The organism is Streptomyces sp. NPDC101151, assembly GCF_044768335.1.
Classification (GTDB): Bacteria; Actinomycetota; Actinomycetes; order Streptomycetales; family Streptomycetaceae; genus Streptomyces.
Genome location: NZ_JBIWPP010000009.1, coordinates 87,738 through 109,055 on the forward strand (window position 1 = coordinate 87,738; position 21,318 = coordinate 109,055).

18 protein-coding genes and 1 pseudogene are annotated in these 21,318 nt (G+C 71.1%); 11 read left to right on the forward strand and 8 right to left on the reverse strand.

The features are described 5' to 3' along the window. Window positions 1-3 precede the first annotated feature (3 nt). Entirely contained in the window at window positions 4-1,197 is a 1,194-nt protein-coding gene (locus ACIRU3_RS19110) for an ABC transporter substrate-binding protein (protein ID WP_404057577.1), read from the reverse strand. A gap of 60 nt (window positions 1,198-1,257) precedes the next feature. Further along, window positions 1,258-2,289 carry an ABC transporter ATP-binding protein gene (locus ACIRU3_RS19115; RefSeq protein WP_404057579.1) on the reverse strand — a complete coding sequence of 344 codons (1,032 nt, stop codon included), beginning with the start codon at window positions 2,287-2,289 and terminating at the stop codon, window positions 1,258-1,260. Window positions 2,290-2,381: 92 nt separating this feature from the next. On the opposite strand from ACIRU3_RS19115, the gene ACIRU3_RS19120 reads away from it, so the two are divergent. From ACIRU3_RS19120 to ACIRU3_RS19130, 3 genes are all read left to right on the forward strand, one after another. Then, the gene (locus ACIRU3_RS19120) at window positions 2,382-3,161 is read left to right on the forward strand and encodes a FadR/GntR family transcriptional regulator (protein WP_404057581.1); all 780 of its coding nucleotides are present in this window, start codon (window positions 2,382-2,384) and stop codon (window positions 3,159-3,161) included. Window positions 3,162-3,198: 37 nt separating this feature from the next. Beyond that, on the forward strand, window positions 3,199-3,990 hold the full coding sequence (locus ACIRU3_RS19125) for a cache domain-containing protein (RefSeq protein ID WP_404057583.1): 792 nt from the start codon (window positions 3,199-3,201) through the stop codon (window positions 3,988-3,990). Window positions 3,991-4,116: 126 nt separating this feature from the next. Further along, on the forward strand, window positions 4,117-4,866 hold the full coding sequence (locus tag ACIRU3_RS19130) for a beta-glucanase (protein ID WP_404057585.1): 750 nt from the start codon (window positions 4,117-4,119) through the stop codon (window positions 4,864-4,866). An 8-nt stretch (window positions 4,867-4,874) separates the two neighbouring features. Here the strand turns inward: ACIRU3_RS19130 and ACIRU3_RS19135 are convergent, their stop codons facing one another. The 4 genes from ACIRU3_RS19135 to ACIRU3_RS19150 form a co-directional block, all read right to left on the reverse strand. Next, on the reverse strand, window positions 4,875-5,483 hold the full coding sequence (locus ACIRU3_RS19135) for a flavin reductase family protein (protein ID WP_404057587.1): 609 nt from the start codon (window positions 5,481-5,483) through the stop codon (window positions 4,875-4,877). Window positions 5,484-5,492: 9 nt separating this feature from the next. Next, window positions 5,493-6,164, reverse strand: a complete 672-nt coding sequence (locus ACIRU3_RS19140) for a DUF6215 domain-containing protein (RefSeq protein ID WP_404057589.1) — start codon at window positions 6,162-6,164, stop codon at window positions 5,493-5,495. Window positions 6,165-6,254: 90 nt separating this feature from the next. Beyond that, a complete protein-coding gene (locus ACIRU3_RS19145) occupies window positions 6,255-7,733 on the reverse strand; it encodes a glutamate--cysteine ligase (protein ID WP_404057590.1) in 1,479 nt (492 codons plus the stop codon). Window positions 7,734-7,825: 92 nt separating this feature from the next. Continuing rightward, window positions 7,826-9,889, reverse strand: coding sequence for a SpoIIE family protein phosphatase (locus ACIRU3_RS19150; protein ID WP_404057592.1), 2,064 nt, complete (start codon window positions 9,887-9,889; stop codon window positions 7,826-7,828). Between the two features lie 177 nt (window positions 9,890-10,066). Here ACIRU3_RS19150 and ACIRU3_RS19155 point away from each other — a divergent pair, with 177 nt between their 5' ends. Next, window positions 10,067-12,529 carry a SpoIIE family protein phosphatase gene (locus ACIRU3_RS19155; RefSeq protein WP_404057594.1) on the forward strand — a complete coding sequence of 821 codons (2,463 nt, stop codon included), beginning with the start codon at window positions 10,067-10,069 and terminating at the stop codon, window positions 12,527-12,529. Between the two features lie 54 nt (window positions 12,530-12,583). Here ACIRU3_RS19155 and ACIRU3_RS19160 read toward each other — a convergent pair whose 3' ends face one another. Next, entirely contained in the window at window positions 12,584-13,408 is an 825-nt protein-coding gene (locus tag ACIRU3_RS19160) for an SDR family oxidoreductase (RefSeq protein WP_404057596.1), read from the reverse strand. An 81-nt stretch (window positions 13,409-13,489) separates the two neighbouring features. Between ACIRU3_RS19160 and ACIRU3_RS19165 the strand changes: the two genes are divergently transcribed. The 3 genes from ACIRU3_RS19165 (at window position 13,490) to ACIRU3_RS19175 (ending at window position 15,168) form a co-directional block, all read left to right on the forward strand. Further along, entirely contained in the window at window positions 13,490-14,095 is a 606-nt protein-coding gene (locus ACIRU3_RS19165) for a TetR/AcrR family transcriptional regulator (RefSeq protein WP_404057597.1), read from the forward strand. Window positions 14,096-14,265: 170 nt separating this feature from the next. Beyond that, window positions 14,266-14,667 carry a hypothetical protein gene (locus ACIRU3_RS19170; RefSeq protein ID WP_404057599.1) on the forward strand — a complete coding sequence of 134 codons (402 nt, stop codon included), beginning with the start codon at window positions 14,266-14,268 and terminating at the stop codon, window positions 14,665-14,667. Between the two features lie 87 nt (window positions 14,668-14,754). Next, window positions 14,755-15,168 (forward strand): hypothetical protein, encoded by a 414-nt coding sequence (locus ACIRU3_RS19175; protein ID WP_404057601.1) that lies wholly within the window; start codon window positions 14,755-14,757, stop codon window positions 15,166-15,168. 35 nt (window positions 15,169-15,203) lie between these two features. On the opposite strand, the gene ACIRU3_RS19180 is transcribed toward ACIRU3_RS19175, so the two are convergent. Beyond that, window positions 15,204-17,150 carry an acyl-CoA dehydrogenase gene (locus ACIRU3_RS19180; protein WP_404057603.1) on the reverse strand — a complete coding sequence of 649 codons (1,947 nt, stop codon included), beginning with the start codon at window positions 17,148-17,150 and terminating at the stop codon, window positions 15,204-15,206. A gap of 392 nt (window positions 17,151-17,542) precedes the next feature. Between ACIRU3_RS19180 and ACIRU3_RS19185 the strand changes: the two genes are divergently transcribed. The 4 genes and pseudogenes from ACIRU3_RS19185 to ACIRU3_RS19200 form a co-directional block, all read left to right on the forward strand. Next, a complete protein-coding gene (locus ACIRU3_RS19185; RefSeq protein ID WP_404057605.1) occupies window positions 17,543-18,226 on the forward strand; it encodes a ScbR family autoregulator-binding transcription factor in 684 nt (227 codons plus the stop codon). A gap of 121 nt (window positions 18,227-18,347) precedes the next feature. Further along, on the forward strand, window positions 18,348-19,586 hold the full coding sequence (locus ACIRU3_RS19190; RefSeq protein ID WP_404057607.1) for a cytochrome P450: 1,239 nt from the start codon (window positions 18,348-18,350) through the stop codon (window positions 19,584-19,586). A gap of 336 nt (window positions 19,587-19,922) precedes the next feature. Next, window positions 19,923-20,582 carry a ScbR family autoregulator-binding transcription factor gene (locus ACIRU3_RS19195; protein WP_404057609.1) on the forward strand — a complete coding sequence of 220 codons (660 nt, stop codon included), beginning with the start codon at window positions 19,923-19,925 and terminating at the stop codon, window positions 20,580-20,582. Window positions 20,583-20,746: 164 nt separating this feature from the next. Beyond that, window positions 20,747-21,263, forward strand: a pseudogene (locus ACIRU3_RS19200) (S41 family peptidase); the annotation flags it as partial. Between the last annotated feature and the right edge of the window lie 55 nt (window positions 21,264-21,318).

Consider the following 21,318-nt stretch of genomic DNA (forward strand, 5'->3'; position numbering starts at 1 on the left):
CGCTCAGCCCTTGATCTCGGTCCACGCCTGGACCCACTTGGCGTACGGCACGCACCGGACGTCCTTGCGGCCGTCGAGGCACTGCTCGATGGGCGTGTTCCAGAAGGCGATCCGCTTCCAGTAACCCTCGTCGGTGGCGTGGTAGGTCGTGCAGAAGTTCTTGTCGCTGGTCTCGGCGCAGGCGTTCTCGTTGGCCGGTGCCTCGCCGAAGTATTCGGCGACCTGGGCGTTGACCTTGGGGGAGACGATCCAGTCGAGCCACTTGTAGGCACAGTTGGGGTGCTTCGCCTTTGCGGCGACCATCCAGGTGTCGGACCAGCCGGTCGAGCCCTCCTTGGGGACGAACGCCTTGACCTTGGCGCTCTCGCCGGCGGTGAGGCTGGCGATGACCTGCCAGGTGGTGCCGACCACCGAGTCCCCGCTCTTGAAGGCGGAGACCTCCTTGAGGTAGTCGCTCCAGTACTCGCCGATGTTCGCGTTCTGCTTCTTCAGCAGCGCCACGGCGGCGTCGAACTGCTTCTGGTCGAGCGCGTACGGGTCCTTGATCTTCAACTCGGGCCTGGTGGCCTTGAGATAGAGGGCCGCGTCCGCGATGTAGATCGGCGAGTCGTACGCGGTGACATGTCCCTTGTGGGTGGCGGCGTCGTCGAAGACCGCCGACCAGGAGGTGGGCGCCGGGCTCACCTTCTCGGTGTTGTACATCAGCAGGTTGGCGCCCCGGCCGTGCGGGATGCCGTACATCTGCCCGTTCACCGAGTTCCAGGCGCCGTTCTTCAGTCCGCTGAAGACATCTTTGTAGTTGGGGACGAGGCCGGTGTTGACGGGGGCCGCGTCACCGGAGGCGATCAGGCGCAGGGAGGCGTCTCCGGAGGCGGAGACGGCGTCGTACTCCCCGGTCTTCATCAGCTTGACCATCTCGTCCGAGCTGGCGGCGACCTTGGAGTGGACCTGGCAGCCGGTCTGCTTCTCGAAGTCGCTGACCCAGTCGACCTTGGGGTCGTTGGAGCCGTCCTCGACGTAACCGGCCCAGGCGATCAGGTTGACCTGTCCCTCGGTTTTGCCGAGCTCGGTGGGGGCCTTGAGGTCGGGCGGGTTGAGGCCCGTGGCCGAGGAACCGCTGCCGGAGGAGCCGCAGGCGGCGGTGAGCAGCAGTGCGGCGGCGCCGGCCGCGGCCTGGAGGGTTCGGGTGAGACGCACGACGTTCTCCAAAGGTGAGGGGGCCTTGCGCGGAGCGGGGTTTGCGGGGGAGTGGGGGACTCAGGAGGGGATCCGGACGGCATGCCGGCGGTGCCACTGCAGGCGTACCCGGGCGCCGCGGTAGGCGGCGACGTCCGCGGAGGAGGTCTCCAGGTTCTGCTGCAGGGCGGTGAGGCGGCCGCCGCCGTCGAGGTCGACGAGGAAGCGGGTGGCGTCGCCGAGGTAGACGACCTCGGCGACCGTGCCGGTGACGGTCGCGTGTCCGGGCTCGTCCGCCTCGGCGGACTCCTTCAGGACGCGGATCTTCTCCGGGCGGATGTTGTAGGTCCCGGGCGTGCCCACCGTCCGGTGGGCCGCCTCGCCTTCGAGCAGGTTCGAGATGCCGACGAAGGCGGCGACGAAGGGGGTCGCCGGGCGTTCGTAGATCTCTGCAGGGGTGCCGACCTGCGCGATGCGCCCCTGGTCGAAGACGGCGATGCGGTCGCTCATCGTCAGGGCCTCCTCCTGGTCGTGGGTGACGAAGACGAAGGTGATGCCCACCTCCCGCTGAAGTGCCTTGAGTTCGACCTGCATCTGCTCGCGCAGCTTCAGGTCGAGGGCGCCGAGGGGCTCGTCCAGCAGCAGGACCCGGGGGCGGCCGACCAGGGCGCGGGCGAGGGCGACCCGCTGTCGCTGTCCGCCGGACAGCTGTGCGGGCCGCCGCCCGCCGTAGCCCTCCAGACGGACCTCGGCGAGTGCCTTGCGGGCGCGGACGAGGCGCTCGGCCTTCGCCACCTTGCGGACCTTGAGCCCGTAGGCAACGTTCTGTTCGACCGTCATGTGCGGGAACAGGGCGTAGTCCTGGAACACGGTGTGCACGTCCCGTTCGAACGGGGCGAGACCGGTGACCTCCTGTCCGGCGAGCTCGATGCGGCCCCGGGTGGGAGTCTCGAACCCGGCGACGAGCCGCAGGACCGTCGTCTTCCCCGAGCCGGACGGGCCGAGCATCGAGAAGAACTCCCCGTCCCGGATCTCCAGATCCACACCGGCTACGGCCGTCGTCTCCCCGAACGACTTCCGCAGCTCCTGCAGCCGGATCGCAATTCCCTCCATGCGGGAACCTTTCTGGCGCGCTCTGAGTTGACCGCAAACATATGAAGTCATAGTTCTAAGCTCAAGGTCCCCTTAGGGTAAAGCTTGAGTCAATGCGCGAGGTGGTGACCGTGAGGCAACACGAGATCGACGCCGGCGCCCGGGGAACGGGCGGCGGCGCCCGCCGGGCCGTCTTCAGCCCGGTGGACAACCGGGCCCGCGTGGACACGGTCGTCCGCCGCCTCGGCGACGCCATAGAACTGGGTCTGCTCGCCGACGGGGAGCAGCTCCCCGGTGAGAGCGAACTGGCCGGACAGCTCGGAGTCTCGACGGTGACCCTGCGTGAGGCGCTCATGGCCCTCAGGCAGCAGGGCCTGGTCACCACCCGCAGGGGCCGCGGCGGCGGCAGCTTCGTCTCGCTGCCCGAGGTCCCCGCCGACGACCGGCTCAGGGCACGGCTGCGCGGCTGGAGCACCGAGGAACTGCGCGACCTCGGCGACCACTGGGCCGCCCTGTCCGGCGCCGCCGCCCGCCTGGCCGCCCAGCGCACCGAACCCGAGGACCTCCAGCCGCTGCGTCGTACGGCCGAGGAACTGGCGCGCGCAGAGGAGACGGCGGCGCGCAGCCGCCTCTACGGCCGCTTCCACGTCGAACTCGCGGCGGCCGCCCAGTCGGCCCGGCTCACCCGCGAACAGGTCGCGCTGCAGAGCGAGGTGGGGGCACTGCTGTGCCTGGTCCTCGGGAGCGGTGAATATCGTGAAGAAGTGGCGGACCGTCACCGCTCCGTGATCTCGGCCGTGCAGGATGGGGCGCACGAAACGGCCGGCACGCTGGCCGAGCGGTGCGTCAGGGAGTCGACGGCGCGGCTCGTCGCCGTACGCCTCACGCTCTGAACGGGCCGCGTCCGGTTCCCGTCCGCTGGAGGACACCATGGGCTGGAGGCCCGGGCAGGCCGCCTCGGCGGCCGTGACGACAGCGACGCTCGACGCGGACGCCGAGGGCCGGGTGGCCTCGCAGGTCGGCGATGCACTGGAGACGGTGTTCGAGGCCGTCGCCGCCACCCGTGCCGACACCGCGGCCCTCCTCGCGAAGGCGGCCGCGCAGGGCCGCCGCCCCGCGAGCGCGGACCTCGCCGCCCTCCGCCCCGGACTGCACCAGCGGCTGACCCGCCAGGACCTGGTGTCCGGCGTCGGCTTCGTGGCGGCCCCGGGACTGCTGAGCGATGTCCCCGCATGGCTGGAGTGGTGGCAGACGGGCGCCGACGGCGATGTGCGGCCCCTGCTGCTCGACCTCGACCCCGGGCACTCGGCGTACTCGGACTACACGCACTGGGACTGGTTCGCCCTGCCCCGCGACACCGGGTGCCGCGCCGTGGCCGGACCGTACGTCGACTACCTCTGCTCCGACGAGTACAGCCTCACCCTGTCGGTACCGGTCGAGATCGAGGGGCGCTTCGCCGGGGTCGCCGCCGCCGACGTGTACCTGCGGCACTTCGAGGCGGCCGTACTCCCGTTGCTGCGTCAGTTGTCGCGGCCCGCCCGCCTGGTGAACGCCCGCGGCCGGGTCGCCGCCTCCGCCGACCCCGCACACCTGGCCGGCTCCCTCACCAAGGGCCCCGACTTCGGTGAACTGCTCACCGGGACGGCGCCCGCCGAGTACGCGGGCCTGCGCCTGGTGCCGTGCCACGGGATCCCGCTCGTCCTCGTACTCGCCCAAGCCTGAGCCGCCGGGCCCACTCGTCCGGCACGCCCCGCCACGGGGCGGCCGTCGTGCGCCCGGACGGGTCGTTCCCGCGGCCTTCCGGGTGCCCGGGCGCATGGGCCGACCCGAACCGGTGAGGCATCGGTCATGGAAGAACCGACACCGAGCGGCCGGGTTCCGGCTCCGTCCGCTCCCGCATCGTCCGACCTGGTGTTCACCGCGGACTTCGCGTCCGTCACACAGTGGGTCGCGGGCCGCTCATGGGCGTATCCCGACGGAGGCCCGGTGAATCCGGGCGACGGCAAACTGGACCATCTCGTGCCCGACGCCGACCACTCCCGCTCGGGTGTCTTCAGGGCGACGCGTCGGCCGGACGGCCTGTGGAACACGGGCCTGCTGACCACGGAGGGCAGCGAGGAGGCGTTCACGGTCCGGTCCGGAGACGTCCTGGACGCCCGGGTGCGGCTGCCCCGGGACATCGGCGCCTGGCCGGCCATCTGGACCTGGCGGGACGGCGGCCAGGAGATCGACGTCTTCGAGTACCACCCGGACAACCCGGACCTGCTGGAGTTCACCAACCATGTCCGCGGCGGCGGCAGCCACGTCCGCGACACCGCCCTCCGCCCCGGTGCCTGGGTCGACCTGCGCACGGAGTTCGGTACCCACTCCGTCGTCTGGTGGGTGAACGGCGTGCGGGCCTTCGCGGACCCGCGCGGTGTGGGCCGGCACTGGCACGCGTATCTCATCGTCAATTTGTCGGTGTGCGCCGGGCGTCATCACCCCTCGCCCGCCACGGAGACGACCGAGATGTCGTTCGAGGTGAGCGAACTCCTCGTACGGCGTCCGGTGCCGGGCGAGGTGGCGGACAGGACGGGCCGGGGGCGGCAGCCGGCCTGATGGCGGCCTCAGTCGGCCGTCCACTCCCGGTACGGGATGCGCGCCGCCTCGCTGACCTTCCCCACCGTGCTCCACTCGTTCCCGCCCAACCGGGCCAGGGGACGCAGCAGTCCGATGTCCGGGCAGCCGTTCACCAGGACGTCCTCGCTGACGGCCGCGTGCACGACCCGGCCGAACACCACGGTCGAGTTGCCGAGCCGGAGCGTGGAGTGCAGCGTGCATTCCAGCGCGACCGGGGAGGCGGCCACGCGCGGCGGCTTCACCCGCAGCGACGGCTCGCGTGCGACGCCCACCGCGTCGAACTCGCCCTCGTCGCCGGGGAAGTCGGTCGCGGTCGCGTTGATCTGCGCGAAGAGCGGCTCGGGAGCGAAGTTGACGACGAACTCCCCTGTCTCTTCGACGTTGCGCAGCGAGTCCTTCCGGCCGACCGAGGTGAACTGGACGATGGGCGGATCGGTGCAGGCCACGGTGAAGAACGAGTGCGGGGCCAGGTTCGCCGTCTCGCCGTCCGCGGTGAGGGTCGAGACCCACGCGATCGGCCGGGGCACGACCACGGCGGTGAGCAGACGGTAGAACGATCCCGGGTCAAGGGACTGTGGTGAGTAGTCGACACGCATGGCAGCACGCTATGTCCAGCCGGGGACCGTCGGCAGCACCCGCTCGGCGATGCGGACCAGCGCCGCGTCGTCGGGCGGCACATCGTCCTGGCGCCAGAGGGCGACCTCGAACGAACCGCCGCCGTCCTCGGCGTCCCTGGCGACCAGCAGATGACGGGCGATGCCACCCGTGCCGGAGTGGATCTCGCCGCCGCCGAGGTTGAACTTGAGGGCGATGGTGTGGTCCGAGTACAGGACGGCGGGGTGACCGAGGACCGTCTTCGACTCCGCGGACCCGCCGAGGAGTCCGGAGAACTCGCCGACCCGCAGATCGTCGTCCGACGCCCACAGCTTCACGGAGTACGTCTTCAGCGAGACCTCCGCCTCGGGCGAGGGGGTCTCCTTGCCGTCGGCGTCCTTGACCGAACTCTCGGACCCGTAGGCGGTCTCGGCCTGCTCCCGCGGTGTCCCGAGGAGCGTGGGCAGGTCCGATCGGTTCAGCGCCGTGCACAGCTGGGCCGCGGACACACGCTTGGACACGGGCTTGTCATCGGAGGAGCACGTGGCCGGTCCCGGGTCCGAGGAGCCCTGCAATTCCTTCTGCGCCAACAGGACTCCCAGCACCCCCGCGAAGACCAGCACCGCCGCCAGTGCCTGGACCCCCGGTCTCCGGGCCTTCTCGGACGCGGAATCGTCAGCCATGTTCCCCCACCTCGGTCGTTCCCCCGACAAGCGCTGGAGGAGCCTAACCGGTGATCGTCTCCGGTGGCATCCACGATCGGCGGGCACCCGTCAGTCGACCGGCCAGGTGTGGACCGGGGCGTTGAGGTGCATGAAGTCGATGTACAGCTCTGTCATGCGCCGCAAGGTCTCGTGGCGCCCGGCATGGGTGGTGGAGTCGATGCGGTGGAACATCTCCTTCTGCCACACGGCCCCGTTGCGACCGGTGACGCAGCGCTGCTCGATGATGCCGAGCAGCGGCTCCCGCCAGGACGCGTCCATGCCGGAACGGGCCAGCCCGCGGTGCGCCAGCGGCAGCAGCCGCCGCAGCACCAGTTCGGGCACCGGGACCTCGCCCATGCCGGGCCAGTACAGCATGGCCTCGATGCCGTGCCGGGCCGCCATGTGGAAGTTCTCCTCGGCCGCGGAGAAGGACATCCGCGACCACACCGGGCGGTCCTCCTCCACCAGGGCGCGGGTGAGCCCGTAGTAGAAGGCGCCGTTGGCGAGGGTGTCGGCGACGGTCGGTCCGGCGGGCAGCACCCGGTTCTCCACCCGGACGTGCGGCATGTCGTGGGCGATGGCGTAGACCGGCCGGTTCCAGCGGTAGATGGTGCCGTTGTGCAGGGTGAGTTCGGACAGCTCGGGGATGTCCCCGCGGTCCAGTGTCTCCGCCGGATCCTGCTCGTCGCACAGTGGAAGCAGGGCGGGGAAGTAGCGCAGGTTCTCCTCGAAGAGGTCGAAGACGCTGGTGATCCACCGCTCGCCGAACCACACCCGCGGCCGTACCCCCTGGATCCTGATCTCCTCCGGGCGGGTGTCGGTGGCCTGCTCGAACAGCGGGATGCGGGTCTCGTGCCACAGCTCCTTGCCGAACAGGAACGGCGAGTTGGCGGCCAGCGCCACCTGCACCCCGGCGATGGCCTGCGCCGCGTTCCAGTAGGGCGCGAAGTTCTCCGGTGACACCTGCAGATGGAACTGGGTGCTGGTGCACGCGGCCTCCGGAGTGATCGTGTCCGCGTATGTCCGCAGCCGGTCGACGCCGTCCAGCTCGATCCGCAGGTCCTCGCCCCGGGCCGCGAAGACCTGGTCGTTGAGCAGCCGGTAGCGCGGGTTCTCCGACAGGGAGTCCTCGCCGATGTCCTCCTGCCGCAGGGTGGGCAGGATGCCGACCGTCACCAGGCGGGTGCCCACCGATCCGGCCCGCTCCTCCGCGTGGTTCAGCGCGGAGCGGATCTCTGACTCCCAGCCGTCGGGGCCGCCCGTCGTCAGTCCACGGGGTGGCACGTTGATCTCGAGGTTGAACCGCCCCAGCTCGGTGGACCAGGCGGGGTCCGCGATCGCCTCCAGCACAACGGCGTTGCGCATCGCGGGCTCGGCCCGGTCGTCGACCAGGTTCAGCTCGATCTCCAGTCCCACCTGGGGGCGTTCGGACTCGAACCGTGACTCGCGCAGCATCTGCGCGAAGGCGTCGAGGCACTCCTGCATCTTGATCCGGTACCGGCGGCGGTCCTCGCGGGTGAAGACGAGCGCCGGGACGTCCCGTCCCATCGGCCCTCCAGGGTTCCGCTCCTCGGACACCTCTCCCCCCAGCGTCGCACCAACGGGCGACCCTCACCAGGTGGATGGGGGAGGCCCCGCGGCTACAGAGCCCGTGCGACGAGCAGGGCCACGTCGTCGTGGTCGTCGGGATGGCGCAGGCCGTACAGCAGAAGGTCGCAGGTCTCCTCCAGCGGCCGGTGGGGCTCGTCGAGGAATCCGAGAAGGACGCCTAGGCGGTCGTCGATGGGGTGCTGCCGGGTCTCCACGAGGCCGTCGGTGTACAGGACCAACAGGTCTCCGGGGCCCAGCTCGGTCGTCGTGGTCTCGAACGGGATGCCGCCGACACCGAGCGGAGCCGCGGTGGGCAGGTCCAGGAACGCGGGAGCCCGGCCGGGCCGCGCGAGAGCGGGCGGCATGTGCCCGGCGTTGGCGATCGTGCACTGCCCGGTGCGGGGGTCGTAGACCGCGTAGAGGCAGGTGACGATGTAGTGCTCCAGATCGCAGGTGATCTTGTCCAGGTGCTGGAGCACCGCGTCCGGAGCCAGGTCCAGATCCGCGTACGCACACGTGGCGGTGCGCAGTCGGCCCATGGTGGCGGCCGCGTCGATGCCGTTGCCCATGACGTCGCCCACCACGAGGGCGGTCTTGTCCCCGGCCAGCGGGATGACGTCGTACCAGTCGCCGCCGACCTCGCTGGTGGCCTGGGCGGGCTGATAGCGGGAGGCGAGTTCCAGGCCCGTGTGGTGCGGCGAGTGGTCGGGCAGCAGACTGCGCTGGAGGGTCAGCGCGGTGTTGCGCACGCTCTGGAACCAGCGGGCGTTGTCGATGGCCACGGCGGCACGGCTGGCCAGCTCGGCGGCCAGCACGACGTCGTCCTCGTCGAAGGGCAGCGGGTTGACGGTGCGCTTGAGATCGAGGGCGCCGAGCACCTCGCCGTGCGCGATCAGCGGCACGGCGAGATACGAGTGCACGCCGGCCTCGGCCAGGAGTGCGCCGGCCTCGGCGTCCCGGGCGATCTGGCGCAGATCCCGCGCACCGACGTTGCGCACCAGGACCGGCCGTCCGGTGTGGACGCACAGGGTGACCAGGCGGTCACCGTCGTACGTGGCGACGTTGCCGGGCTCGCCGGCGGCCCGCAGCGCCACGGTGGGGTGGGCCGCCTTCAGGGCGAGGGCGCGGAACAGCTCCGGGCCGTTGTCCGGACGGCGCGCGCGGCGCAGGGCGAGTGCGGAGTCGAGGACGTCCACGGCGACCACGTCCGCGAGCACGGGCGTGCAGATGTCGGCCAGTTCGTGGGCGGTCTGGTCCACCTCCAGCGTGGTGCCCACGCGGGCGGAGGCGTCGGCGATCAGGGCCAGGCGCCGCCTGGCCCGGTCGGCCTCGGCGGCCGCGTGGTGGCGCTCGGTGACGTCGACGACCGAGGCGGCCGCGCCCAGGACCCGGCCGCCCGGGTCCTCCAGCCGGTAGAAGGACAGTGACCAGGCGTGCTCGTGGTCGGGATCGGACGGGGGATGACCCACGTGGTACTGGTCGAGTAGGGGCATGCCGGTGGTGAGCACCTGGCGCAGGGCCGACTCGACGGTGTTCACGTCGGGGAAGGGCAGGGTCTCTCTCAGATGGCGGCCGATGTGGTCCTCGGCCGGGATCCCGTCGATCCGCTCCAACGCCGGGTTGACCAGGAGGTACTTCAGATCGGGGTCCAGCAGGGCCAGACCGATCGGGGACTGGTTGATCAGCCGCTCGCACAGGGCCAGGTCCGTCTCGACGCGCTGCAGCAGGGTGTGATCGGCGGCGATTCCCAGGGCGTACACGTCGCCGAGGTCGTCCAGCAGCCGCATGGTGCGGAACTCCGTCAGACGGCTGCTGCCGTCCTTGTGCCGGACGGGGAAGGCGCCGGCCCACCCGCGGCCGGTCTCCAGTACCTCGGTGAACAGACTCACCACGGCCTGCAGGTGGTCGGGGTGGATGAGCAGCCGTGCCGCGTACTTGCCGAGGACGTCCTCCGCGGAGTAGCCGAACAGGTCCTCGGCCTGAGGGGTCCAGAAGACGACGCGCCCTCGGGTGTCCAGCGCCACCGCGGCCACGCTCAGCACGTCCAGCAGGCCGGTCGGGCGGGGCGGCTCGGAGCTGTGATCGTTGCCGGTGCGCAAGGAGTCGACTGCCATGCCAGATCCACCTCCACCGGCCGGTCACCCGTCGTTGCCGGTGAGGCCGCACGCCCGAGCGCTGATGACCGGTACCTCCATGCTGCCTCCTGCACTCCTCCCGCCCCAACCCCAGGACCGGCCCGTGCACAACCGGCGGACTGGCAGGACCATGGGTGGAAACAGAGGATGGAACGGATGGAACCTGGGCGAAAGGGTTTCGACGTGTCCGCGTCCGCGGAGCCACGGGATGTCATCGACGCCTCCACCGACGCGGCGGCGGTGATCTCCGGGGACGGCGTCGTGGTCGGCTGGACCAGGGGTGCGCAGGCGCTGCTCGGGTACCTCGCGCGGGAGGTTGCCGGCCGTCCTGCCGCGCGCCTGCTCGCCATGCCCGCGGATCCGCTGCGTGCCGCGGGCATCGCGGAGCGGTGCCGCGCCGGAATGGGCTGGAGCGGTCTCATCCACGTACGGCACCGGGACGGCCATCGCGTGGAGATCCATCTCCGGGTCTCGGCGGCCTTCGGCATCGACGAGAAGGAGTGCTTCCTGGTCTCGGCACGGGAGCAGCGGCCGCAGTGGACCGTCGGCCGGTCGAACCTCGACGGATTCCTCACCCGCTCGCCGGTCGGCATGGCCGTCATGGATCTGGATCTGCGCTACGTATGGCTGAACGACACGCTGGAACGGTTCGGCGGTGTGCCGCGGGAACAACGGCTGGGGCGTCGGCTGAGCGAGCTGCTGCCCGGACTGCAGGCGGACACCCTCGAAGGACTGATGCGCAAGGTGCTGGCCACCGGAGAGCCGGTGACCGACTACGAGTACGCCGGATGGAGCTGGGCCGATCCGCACCGCCAGCACGCCTACTCCACCTCGTTCTTCCCCCTGGTGGACGCCGGCGGCTCCGTCACCGCGCTCGGTTACATGGTCCTGGACGTCACCGAGCGGTGGCACGCCCGCCAGCTCCTGTCCCTGGTCAACGAGGCCGGCACCAGCATCGGCAGGACTCTCGACGTGCTGCGTACGGCCCAGGAGCTGGCCGACTTCTCGGTCCCCCGCTTCGCGGACTTCGTCATCGTGGACGTCCTGGAGCCGGTGCTCAGCACCGAGGGACACGGCACATGGCTCACCGATGCCGGACCGGCGCCCGCTCGGCCGGCGATGCGTCGCGCGGGACTGCAGTCGGTACGGGAAGGCTGCCCGGAGGCGGTGGCCCAGGTCGGCGACGAGGTGGACTTCCTGCCTCCGCCCGGTGATGTCAACCTCCTGATCAGCGGGGAGCCGATCCACATCCCGGTCCTGGATCCCTCCGACGCCGCATGGGTCGCCGAACAGCCCGTGCGAGCGGCCCGCATCCGCGAGTTCGGCCTGCACTCCCTCATCTCCGTGCCGATGCGGGCGCGGAACACGGCGCTGGGCCTGACCACCTTCGCCCGCTCGCTCAACCCGGTTCCGTTCGGGCCCGACGACGTCCTGCTGGCCCAGGAGCTGGTGGCGCGAGCGGCGGTGTGCGTCGACAACGCCCGCCGCTACACCCGGGAGCACACCGCGGCCGTCACCCTGCAGCGCAGTCTGCTGCCCCACGTCCTGGCGGGTGGAACAGCGGTGGACGTCGCCTCCTCCTACCTTCCGGCGGACCCGACGGGCGGGGTCGGCGGCGACTGGTTCGACGTGATTCCGCTGTCCGGCGCGCGTGTGGGCCTGGTCATCGGTGACGTGGTGGGACACGGGATCACCGCGGCGGCGAGCATGGGCCGGCTGCGCACGGCGGTGCAGACGCTCGCCGACATGGATCTGCCCCCCGACGAACTGCTGGCCCACCTCGACGACCTCGTGCTCCGGCTGAGCGAGGAGGACGATCGCGACCCGGCCACCAGGACCACGGCGACCTTTGTGGGCGCTACCTGCCTCTACGCCGTCTACGACCCGGTCACCAGAAGGTGCGCGATGGCCCGGGCGGGACACCCGCCCCCCGTCGTCGTCGCCCCGGACGGATACGCCCACTTCCCGGAGATCCCGGCCGGGCCGCCGCTCGGGCTTGGCGGCATGGCCTTCGAGGCCACCGAGATCGAGCTGCCCGAGAACAGCCTCTTCGGCCTCTACACCAACGGTCTCATCGGGGGAATCGGCCAGGACGTGGAGTCGGGGATGTCCCGGCTCGGCGAGGCGCTGGCCCAGTCCGGGACGGACCTCGGAACGCTGTGCACGGCCGTTGTGGAACAGCTGGTGCCCGCGCCGCAGCCCGACGACATCGCCCTTCTCCTGGCCCGCACCCGCACCCTCGGCCCGGACCGGGTGGCGTCGTGGGAGGTGCCCGCCGACCCGGCCGCCGTCGGACATGTCAGGAACGAGGCGACGCGCCGGGTGGCGGAGTGGGGCCTCGGGGACGAACTGGCCATGACGACGGAACTCATCGTCAGCGAACTGGTCACCAACGCGGTCCGCTACGCCGACTCGCCCATCCGGCTACGACTGCTCCGTGACGCCCGGTTGACCTGCGAGGTCGCCGACGCCAGCAGCACCGCTCCCCGGCTGAGACACGCCCGCAGCACGGACGAGGGCGGCCGCGGACTCTTCCTGGTGGCCCAGCTCGCCCACCGCTGGGGTGCCCGTTACACGGACGAGGGGAAGATCATCTGGGCCGAGCAGGAGATCCCGTGAGCCGGTCGCCGCCACAGGCCCGGTCGGCGCCTGCGGCGGTGGTCGACGTCATGGTCAGCGGAATGCCGGGGCGTTGCGTGCCGCCCACGCCGCGAACGGGTTCGCGGGCCTGCCCAGGATCCGCGCCACGTCCCCGCTGACGGCCTGCTCCTCGGCGGTCGGCTCGCCGAGGATGGACAGCGTTCCCTCCAGTACGTCGTCGCTCGGCATGAACTGCGCCATCTGTGCCCGGGCCTCCTCGCGGCTCTGCTCCACGAAGGTCACCGGCTCGGCGAGCGCCTGTGCGATGGCGGCGGCCCGCTGCCGGGGAGAGACGGCCTCGGGGCCGGTCAGGGTGTAGGTGACGCCGTCGTGCCCGTCCTGGCGCAGCACGGCGGCGGCGACAGCGGCGACGTCGTCCGGGTCGACGAACGGCAGTGCCACGTCGGCGAAGGGCGCTGCCACGGTGCGGTGCCGTCGGATCGGTTCGGCCCAGGCGAACGCGTTGGAGGCCAATCCGCCCGAGCGCAGCACGGTGAAGGCCAGTCCCGATCCGGCCAGGGCCGCCTCGAAGCCGGCGGCGTGCGCATAGCTGTGCGGCCGGGTGCCCACGCCCTGCGAGGACATCAGGACCACCTTCGTGACGCCGGCCACCGCGGCCTGCTTCAGGATCCCTTCCGGATCGTCGCCCGCGACCAGCAGGAACAGAGCCGTGGCCCCCTCCAGCGCGGATGCGAGACCGGCCGGCTGCCCGAGGTCGGCGGCGACGGCCCGCACGCCCGCCGGGACGTCCTCGGAGGTGATGTGCCGTGCCACGGCCGTTACGGCCTCTCCGTGCGCGGCCAGCTGTGCGACCAGAGCCCGTCCGACGTTCCCCGTGCCACCCGTAACAACGATCACGATGCATCTCCCGTATGAGTTAGTTGACTAACTAAGTCCCCACGGTAGTCGATCCGTTCCGTGCTGTCTATCCTTAGTCAGGTGACTGACTCAGAGCCCGGTACGACGGCCGGAGCCGCCCCCTCCCGCCGGGGCGGCAAACGTGAGCGCCTGGTCGAAGCGGCTGTCCAGGTCTTCCATCAGCAGGGAGTGGAGAAGACCACCCTCGGGGACATCGCCCGCGCGGCGGACGTCCCCCTCGGCAATGTCTACTACTACTTCAAGACCAAGGACCAGCTCGTCGAGGCGGCGGTGCAGGCCCACTGCGACCAGCTCAACGCGCTCACGGCCCGTCTGGAGGAACTCCCCGGTCCGGCGACCCGCCTCAAGACCCTGATCGCCGGCTGGGTCGATCAGCGCGACACCGCGGCCCGCTTCGGCTGCCCCGTCGGCACCCTGGCCACCGAACTCGACAAGCGCGACGACGGCCTGGACCTGGCCGCGGCCAAGGTGATGCGGGCCCTGCTGGACTGGGTCGAGGGCCAGTTCACCGAGCTGGGCCGACCCGACGCCCACGCTCTCGCCATCGAGCTGGTCGCCGCCTACCAGGGCATGTCGGTCCTCACCAACACCCTGCGCGACCCCGGCCTGATGGCCGCCCAGGGCGAACGCCTCCAGTCCTGGATCGAGGGTCTCGCGCACTCCTGATCCGGGGCCCGGACGCCGTCGTCCCCGCCGCGTCACGTGGTTGTCGAAACGGGCGGGCGGCGCAGTCATACGGCGGGGCCGCCCGGAGCGTCACAGCAACGACAGGGCAACCCACCCCGGCCGCCGACTTCGCCGACCGCCCGTCGTGGAGTGGCGCACAGAGGAGAGCGATGAGGACCGACCTTTCTACGACGATGCGCGCCCTGCGCCGCGCGGTGCCGGCCGGTGCCGTGGCGACCGCGGCGGCGCTGCCCCTGCTGTGTGCGGGGCCGGCGCAGGCGGCCGCGACCGACGCGAGCGTGTACGTGTGGGCGACCGGTGTGAACGTACGGGCCTGCCCACAGGTGTCCGCCGAGTGCCCGCCGATCAGCGGGGCCCAGATCGGCAGACGGTGGGTGACGGCCTTCTGCCAGCGCACCGGCGGCGAGGTGACGGACGGCCCCTACCGCAACAACTGGTGGGTGCAGGTCAACGCGGGCGGACCCATCGGCTGGATCAGCGCGGTCTATGTGCGCGGCGGAGACAACGACGAGCCGGTCCCCGGCGTCCCGACGGACGGCGACTGCCGCTGACCGCGCACACCGCCGCCCCGCCGCCACGGTGGCCCCGGGCGCAACTCGCGTTCGTACCAAGGGACATCAGGAAGAGGAGCATCATCCGTGTTCTCGAAGACCATCACTCGTCTGTTCTCCCCGCGGGCCCTGCTCGCGGCCGTGCTGGGCCTCACCGCCCTGCTCACTCTCGCACCCTCACCCGCCCAGGCCGCCGCCTCGGGCAAGACGGTCCACATCTGGGCCGGCCAGGTGCGAGTGCGCCAGTGCGCCAGTACCTCGTGCGATCTGGCGACCAGTGAACGGCTGACCAACGTCGACGTGTACGCCTACTGCCAGCGGTGGGGCGACCGGGTGACCGACGGGCCCTACTACAACCACTACTGGGTCGAGATCGTCTCCCCGCAGGGCTGGCTCGGCTGGGTGAGCGCCGTCTACGTCAGCGGAGGCTCCAACGACGGCCCCGTCCCCGGCGTGTCTGTGGAGACCGACTCGAGCCCCGTCTACTGCGAATACCCGTAGGGACCGGTCCGGCGGATCAGGCCGTGGACAGCCGGCTACTCGGCCGCGGTCGAGTAGTCGGCGAGCGAGACACAGCCCGTGTTGGCCAGCGGGATCCCGTCCAGGTACGCGGCGGGCAGGTCGAACGCCTCGACCAGGTCCGTCATGTGCGGGGCCAGGTCGCGCAGCACGTCGTCCAGGAGCTGGGGCAGGGCACGTACCTGTTCGGCGGACAGATGGCCGTCGGCCAGCAGATCGCCGGTGTGCTCGCCGAGCTGCTGCAGCAGGAACAACCGGCAGAGCCGCTCCAGCAGTTCCCGGGTCCCGGCGCGCGTCGCCCGGGCGGCCGCGTCCAGGAAGGCGTCGGCCGCCTGCAGCCGGGCGTGCACCGAGACCATCTCCAGGGCGGCGGAGGAGGCACCGTTCCACCGCTCCACCGGATCGCCGGACGGACCCCTGCGCAGGGCCGCGCGCGCCCGGTCCTGCCAGCCGGCCTCGGCCCGGGCCAGCAGTCCGCGCAGATGCCGGGGGTCCGTCAACCGCTCGACACCGCCGGGGGGTTCGGGGGCCTCCCGGGACGGCTGGTGCTCGAAGAGCATCTCGGCGGCCGCCTTCACCCAGATCACCAGGTTGTCGCCCTCGGCGGTGACCGTGCCCTCGACGTACTGCGGGAACTCGGACAGGCCGTTGGCGGCGAACAGGGCCTGCGCGCCACAGCGTTCCCGGCACTCGATGGTGATCTCCCGGGCCTGCCAGGTGATCCAGCTCTTGGCGACGGCGACCAGCCGCTCCGTCTCCGCCTGTCGCCCGGCGTCCGTATCGGCGTGCTGGACGGCCCAGCGGGCGAGCACAGAGCGGTGCAGGAAGGTCATGGCGTAGGCCGACGCGAGGCCCTTCAGCAGCCGTCCGTGATGCGAGCGATGGGCGTTGACCGGGATGCGCTCGCCCGCACGCGGACCGCTGACCATCCGGTGGTCGCCGTAGCGGACGGCTATGGCGAGCGCGGCCCGGGTGGCACCGACGGCGGCACCGCTCATGCACAGCTTCCCCATCGTGACCCGGCCGATGGACTGCAGGAACCGCTTGCGCCGGTTGCCGAGGCTGCTGTGGAGGCGGCCTTCGGTGTCCAGGCGGCCGTGTTCGGACTCCAGCAGGGCATCGCGCGGCAGCAGTACCCGGTCGAACCCGGTCAGGCAGTGGTCCACCGGTGCACCGGTGCGCAGGGGAAGCCGCCGGACCCGCACGCCCGGCCGCAGACCCCGCTCGTCGCTCAGCGGGGTGAGGAACAGGAACACGCCCTCGTCGCGGCCCTCGACGATCAGCCGGGCGGCCACCACGGCACTCTTGGGGCCGCCGGTCATGCTGGTGTTGGGCATGAACTTCTGGGCGCCGGCGTGCGGTGTGTTCAGCACGAACCCGCCGGTGACCGGGTCGAGTTCGGCGGTGGTCTCCAGCGCCGAGGCGTCGTTGCCGTGGTCCAGCTCGGTGCACAGGAACGTGCCGGTGCGCCGCAGGGACGTGAAGTCGGACAGATCCCGGCGTTCCGCACCCTCGTGGTCGAGCAGACTGCCGAGGAAGAGGTTGTAGTGGATGCTCGCCACCGTGCACAGGCCCCCGCCGCCGTCCACGATCGCCGCCCACTCGTGCAGTGCCGCCAGCAGCCCCGGATCGTCCGCCAGCCGCTCGGCTCCTCCGGCCGTGTCGTTCACCAGGCGCAGCCACTCGTACGAGAGCGCGGCGCGTTCGGCCGAGTCCAGTCCGGGACGGTGGCGGAACGTGTCCTTCGCAATCAGGTCGCGCCACATCCCATGGACGTGCTCCTGGTCGTCGCCGTCGAAGAGCAGCCGGGTCAGCTCGCCGGCGAGCGAGCCGGACAGGGGGCCGTCGAGCCCGGCACCCGGACCGCCGGTCCGGGCGTTGTCGGAACGAAGTGCCTCATTCGTGCCGTAATGCTCGATCTCCGGCAAAGAGGGGAGATGTACCTGGGGTGTCAGAAGGGTCATGGCCCTCTCCCGTAGTCGCAGATCCGGAAGGGTGCGGTGCGCAGAGTCAGAAGATACGGACCTCCCGGTTTGCTTATCAAGCCAAATTTCTGCCAACGGTGGCCGAACTGTGATGTGTTGGTGTCGCTTCACGGCTCCCGAGGTAAGCGGTGGGCTCAACTCCGGTCCTGCGTGGCGTACTTCTCTGCGCGCCCAGGTAGTGCGCGTACGTTGAGATACCGGGCGACAGGTTTTATTGTGGCGGTCAGCGACGGCTCGGGCGGTTCCGCGCACAAGGTGAGGAGGGGGGCATTCGCATGCTTGAAAGGCCATCTTCCCGGGTGGCAGGATACGTACCTGTCGGTTTCTTTTTGTGGCCGACCGGTCCGTGAAGCCAGTGCGGAGGATGTGCCGTGGCCCTGCAGGAACGAGCGATCAGGACGAGGCGCAACATCCTGGTGGCAGCCGCCGACGTGTTCGCCGACGTCGGCTACGAGGCGGCGACCATCTCGGAGATTCTTCAGCGGGCGAACGTCACCAAGGGCGCCCTCTACTTCCACTTCTCCTCCAAGGAGCAGCTCGCCCAGGCGGTGCTGACCGACCAGCTGAAGTCCGTGCCGGACTCGCCCCGGCGGGAGCTGGTGCTCCAGGAGGGGCTGGACGCCGGATTCCTCCTCGCTCATCTGCTCGGCTCGGGCGATCCCATGGTGCGCGGCAGCATCCGGCTCACCGTGGACCAGGGATCACCGCACGACGGGCTGGACCGGCGGGTGCCGATGGCCTCCTGGGTCGACTACAACGCCACTCTCCTCGAACGGGCGAAGGCGAACGGGGAACTGCTGCCCCAGGTCGACGTCGAGGCCGCGGCGAAGGCGTTCGTCGCCGCGTTCACCGGGGCACAGGTGCTGTCCAAGATAATGAACAACCATGCCGACCTCATGGAACGGGTGGTCGACCTCTACCGGCACCTGATGACGAGCATCGCGGTCCCCGCGGTGCTCGTGCGTCTGGACATGTCGCTGGACCGGGGCGAGCGCGTCTACGAAGAGGCCATGGAGCTGCGCCGGGAACCGCAGGAGGCTCCGGCCGCCGGCTGAACGGGCTCTCACCGCGAGCCACCGACGCCGGCACGGTCCGGGTGCGGGTGAGCGGACATCGCTGCCATGGGCACGTCGCAACGCAACAACGTGATGCTGGACCGACCCAGGGAGCACCCCCATGGAAAACACCGCCTGCCCGTACGCCTTGGACCTCACCGGCCAGGACCACACGGGGGAGGCCGCGATGCTGCGCGCCCAGGGCCCCGCGGTCCGAGTGGAGTTGCCGGGAGGAGTGCTCGCCTGGGCCGTCGTACAGCAGACGTACGTCGAGCGGCTGCTGACCGACCCGCGCGTCTCGCGCAGCGCCCGCCTGCACTGGCCGCCGTTCATCGAGGGGAAGATAACCGAGGAGTGGCCGCTCTACCCGTGGGTGGCGAACGAGAACATGCTGTTCGCCTACGGGGAGCACCACACCAGGCTGCGCCGGCTGGTGGCCGGGGCGTTCACCGCGCGCCGCTCCGAGGCCCTGCGCCCCCGGGTGCAGGAGCTGTCGGCCGAACTGCTCGGCGCACTGGCCGCGCTCCCGGCCGGTACTCCGGTCGACCTGCGCACCTCGTACGCGGAGGTGCTGCCCCTGCGGGTGATCTGCGAGTTGTTCGGTGTGCCGCAGGGCACCGAAACGGATGCCCTGTCCGCGGCGTTGAGCACGGTCTTCAGCTCCACCGTCACCGGCCGGGAGATGGAGGCCGCGCGGCTGGAGGCCTTCGGGCGGCTCGCCGCACTCGTGAAGGCCAAGCGGGAGCGGCCGGGTGACGACCTCACCAGCTCGCTGATCGCGGCCCGGGACCACGGGGACCGTCTCACCGAGGACGAACTGCTGGGCTCCCTCTTCATGTTCATCGCCGCCGGGCAGGACACCACCGCCACCCTCATCACCAACGCCGCCGGCGCTCTGCTGACCCACCCCGAGCAGCTGGCACATCTGCGCGCGGGCCGGGCGACCTGGGCGGACGTGGTCGCCGAGACCATGCGGGTGCACACACCGGGGGCGTACGCGCCGATGCGGTTCGCGGTCGAGGACATCGACCTCGACGGGGTACGGATCGGCAAGGGCGACTGCATCCTCGTCAACTTCGCTGCGGGCGGCCACGAGACGGACCGGCACGGGCCGGACGCGGGCCGTTTCGATCTGCTGCGCGGCAGCGACCGCGACATCCTCGGTTTCGGCCACGGACCGCACCGCTGCCTCGGCGCACCGCTCGGCGAGATCGAGGCCGCCTCGGCACTCTCCCGGCTCTTCGACCTGTTCCCCGACGTGCAACTTGCCTGCACTCCCGAAGAGTTGGCCCCGCTGCCCACCTTCATGCTGAACGGATTCCGCTCGCTGCCCGTGGTGCTGCGTCCGTCGGCGTCCTGAGCGCGGGCGGGACACCCACCGGAAGTCCGCCGCCCCGCCGTGGGCGGTGGACTTCCGTGTGGGGGGACGGACTTCCGTGTGCGGCGACGGGCGCACCGCGGTGACGGCTGTTCACAACCCCTTCTCATCTCGGACAGACAAACCAGATACGCGGTTTGATCGACGAGCCGGGGTGCCGCCAGCCTTTCGGGCGGGGGAGTTTGCGCAGGCCCCGGTGTTTTCACCCTGGCACCCCGTCAGGTCTTGCCGCGCCGCATCCTCATAAACATACTGAACGTGCGGTTAGACAGGGCCGAGTGGTGGGTTCGTTCCGCGCAGGTCCAGGAGGAGGGCGTCATGGTCAAGCAGGTACGGGCGGCTCGCACACGGCAGGCCCTCGTCCGCGCGGCGGCGGAGGCCTTCGCCCACGACGGATACGCTCGCGCGTCCCTGCCTGCGATCAGCAGACGGGCCGGGGTGAGCGCCGGCGCTCTGCACTTCCACTTCCCGAGCAAGGACGCACTCGCCGGTGAGATCGAGAGTGCGGCGGCGTCCATGGTGGAGGAGTTGACCGCGCACTGCCGGTCCACCGGCGGCAGCGCGCTCGGAGCGCTGGTGGCCGCGATCCGCCGGCTGGTGGTCGCGTTCGCGGCCGACCCGGTGATGCGGGCCGGGTTCGCGCTGAGCGGTGACTCCGCGCGGGACGGCGGGACCGCGGTGCTGGACGTGTGGCACGGCTGGGTGCGCGACGTGGTCGGCCGGGCGCAGGAGACCGGGGAGCTGACGGACGACGTCTCGCCCGAGAGCGTGGCCGGGGCCGTCGTGGCCGCCACGGTCGGTTTCGAGGTCCTCGGCGGCCGGGACCAGGACTGGCTGACGACGGAGGGCATGGTGGAGTTCTGGGCCTGTCTGCTGCCCCGGCTCGCCGCCGTGCCCGGCCCCCCGGACCTCGCCCGGGTGCTGGAGGCCGAGGCGACGGGCGACCGGGGCGCCGAGAACAGCATGGCCGGTCTGTAGCGCACGGCGCCCCGCCGGCGGAGCGGGCGACCTCGCTGTGCGCGGTTTCCGCCCGCGTGACGCGTGCCATGTCCGAGTCCCGGAACGAGGCCCGTCGACGCCCCGACTCCAGCGCTACGGTTCCGGTCCGGTGACGCCGTACGACGTGATCTGGAGCCTCCGGTCTGAAGGGTCTGATCATCGACCTGCGGATCAACGGCGGCGGCTCCGACACCCCTCGGCATCCGCATCGCCGAGCGCCTGACCGACACCCCCTGCCTCGCCTACGCCAAGCGAGCCCGCAACCATCCGGCCGACCCGACCCGGCACACCCGTCCCGAGCCCGTTCCCGTCGTCCCGGCCGACGCGCCCCGCTACCCGGGCCCCGTCGCCGTCCTCACCGGCGGGTCGACGGTGAGTGCGGGCGAGACCTTCACCCGGGCACTCATGAACCGGCCCGGCCGGACGGTGCGCATCGGGCAGCCCACCCAGGGCGTCTTCTCGGACGTCATGCTGCGCAACCTCCCCGACGGCATGCTCTTCGGCCCGCCGAACGAGGAGTACCTGGCCCGGGGCGGCCGCACCTTCGACGGTACGGGGATCCCGCCGCAGGTGGTCGAACCGGTCCTCACGAACAAGGAGTTCGCCAAGGGCCGCGACTCGGCGTCCGACCGGGCGGTGCACACGCTCCCGGCCGGATGAGCCGTGCACCGCACGTCGGAGCGTCAAGGTGCCTCTGTTAGGCTCCCCTTGCCTC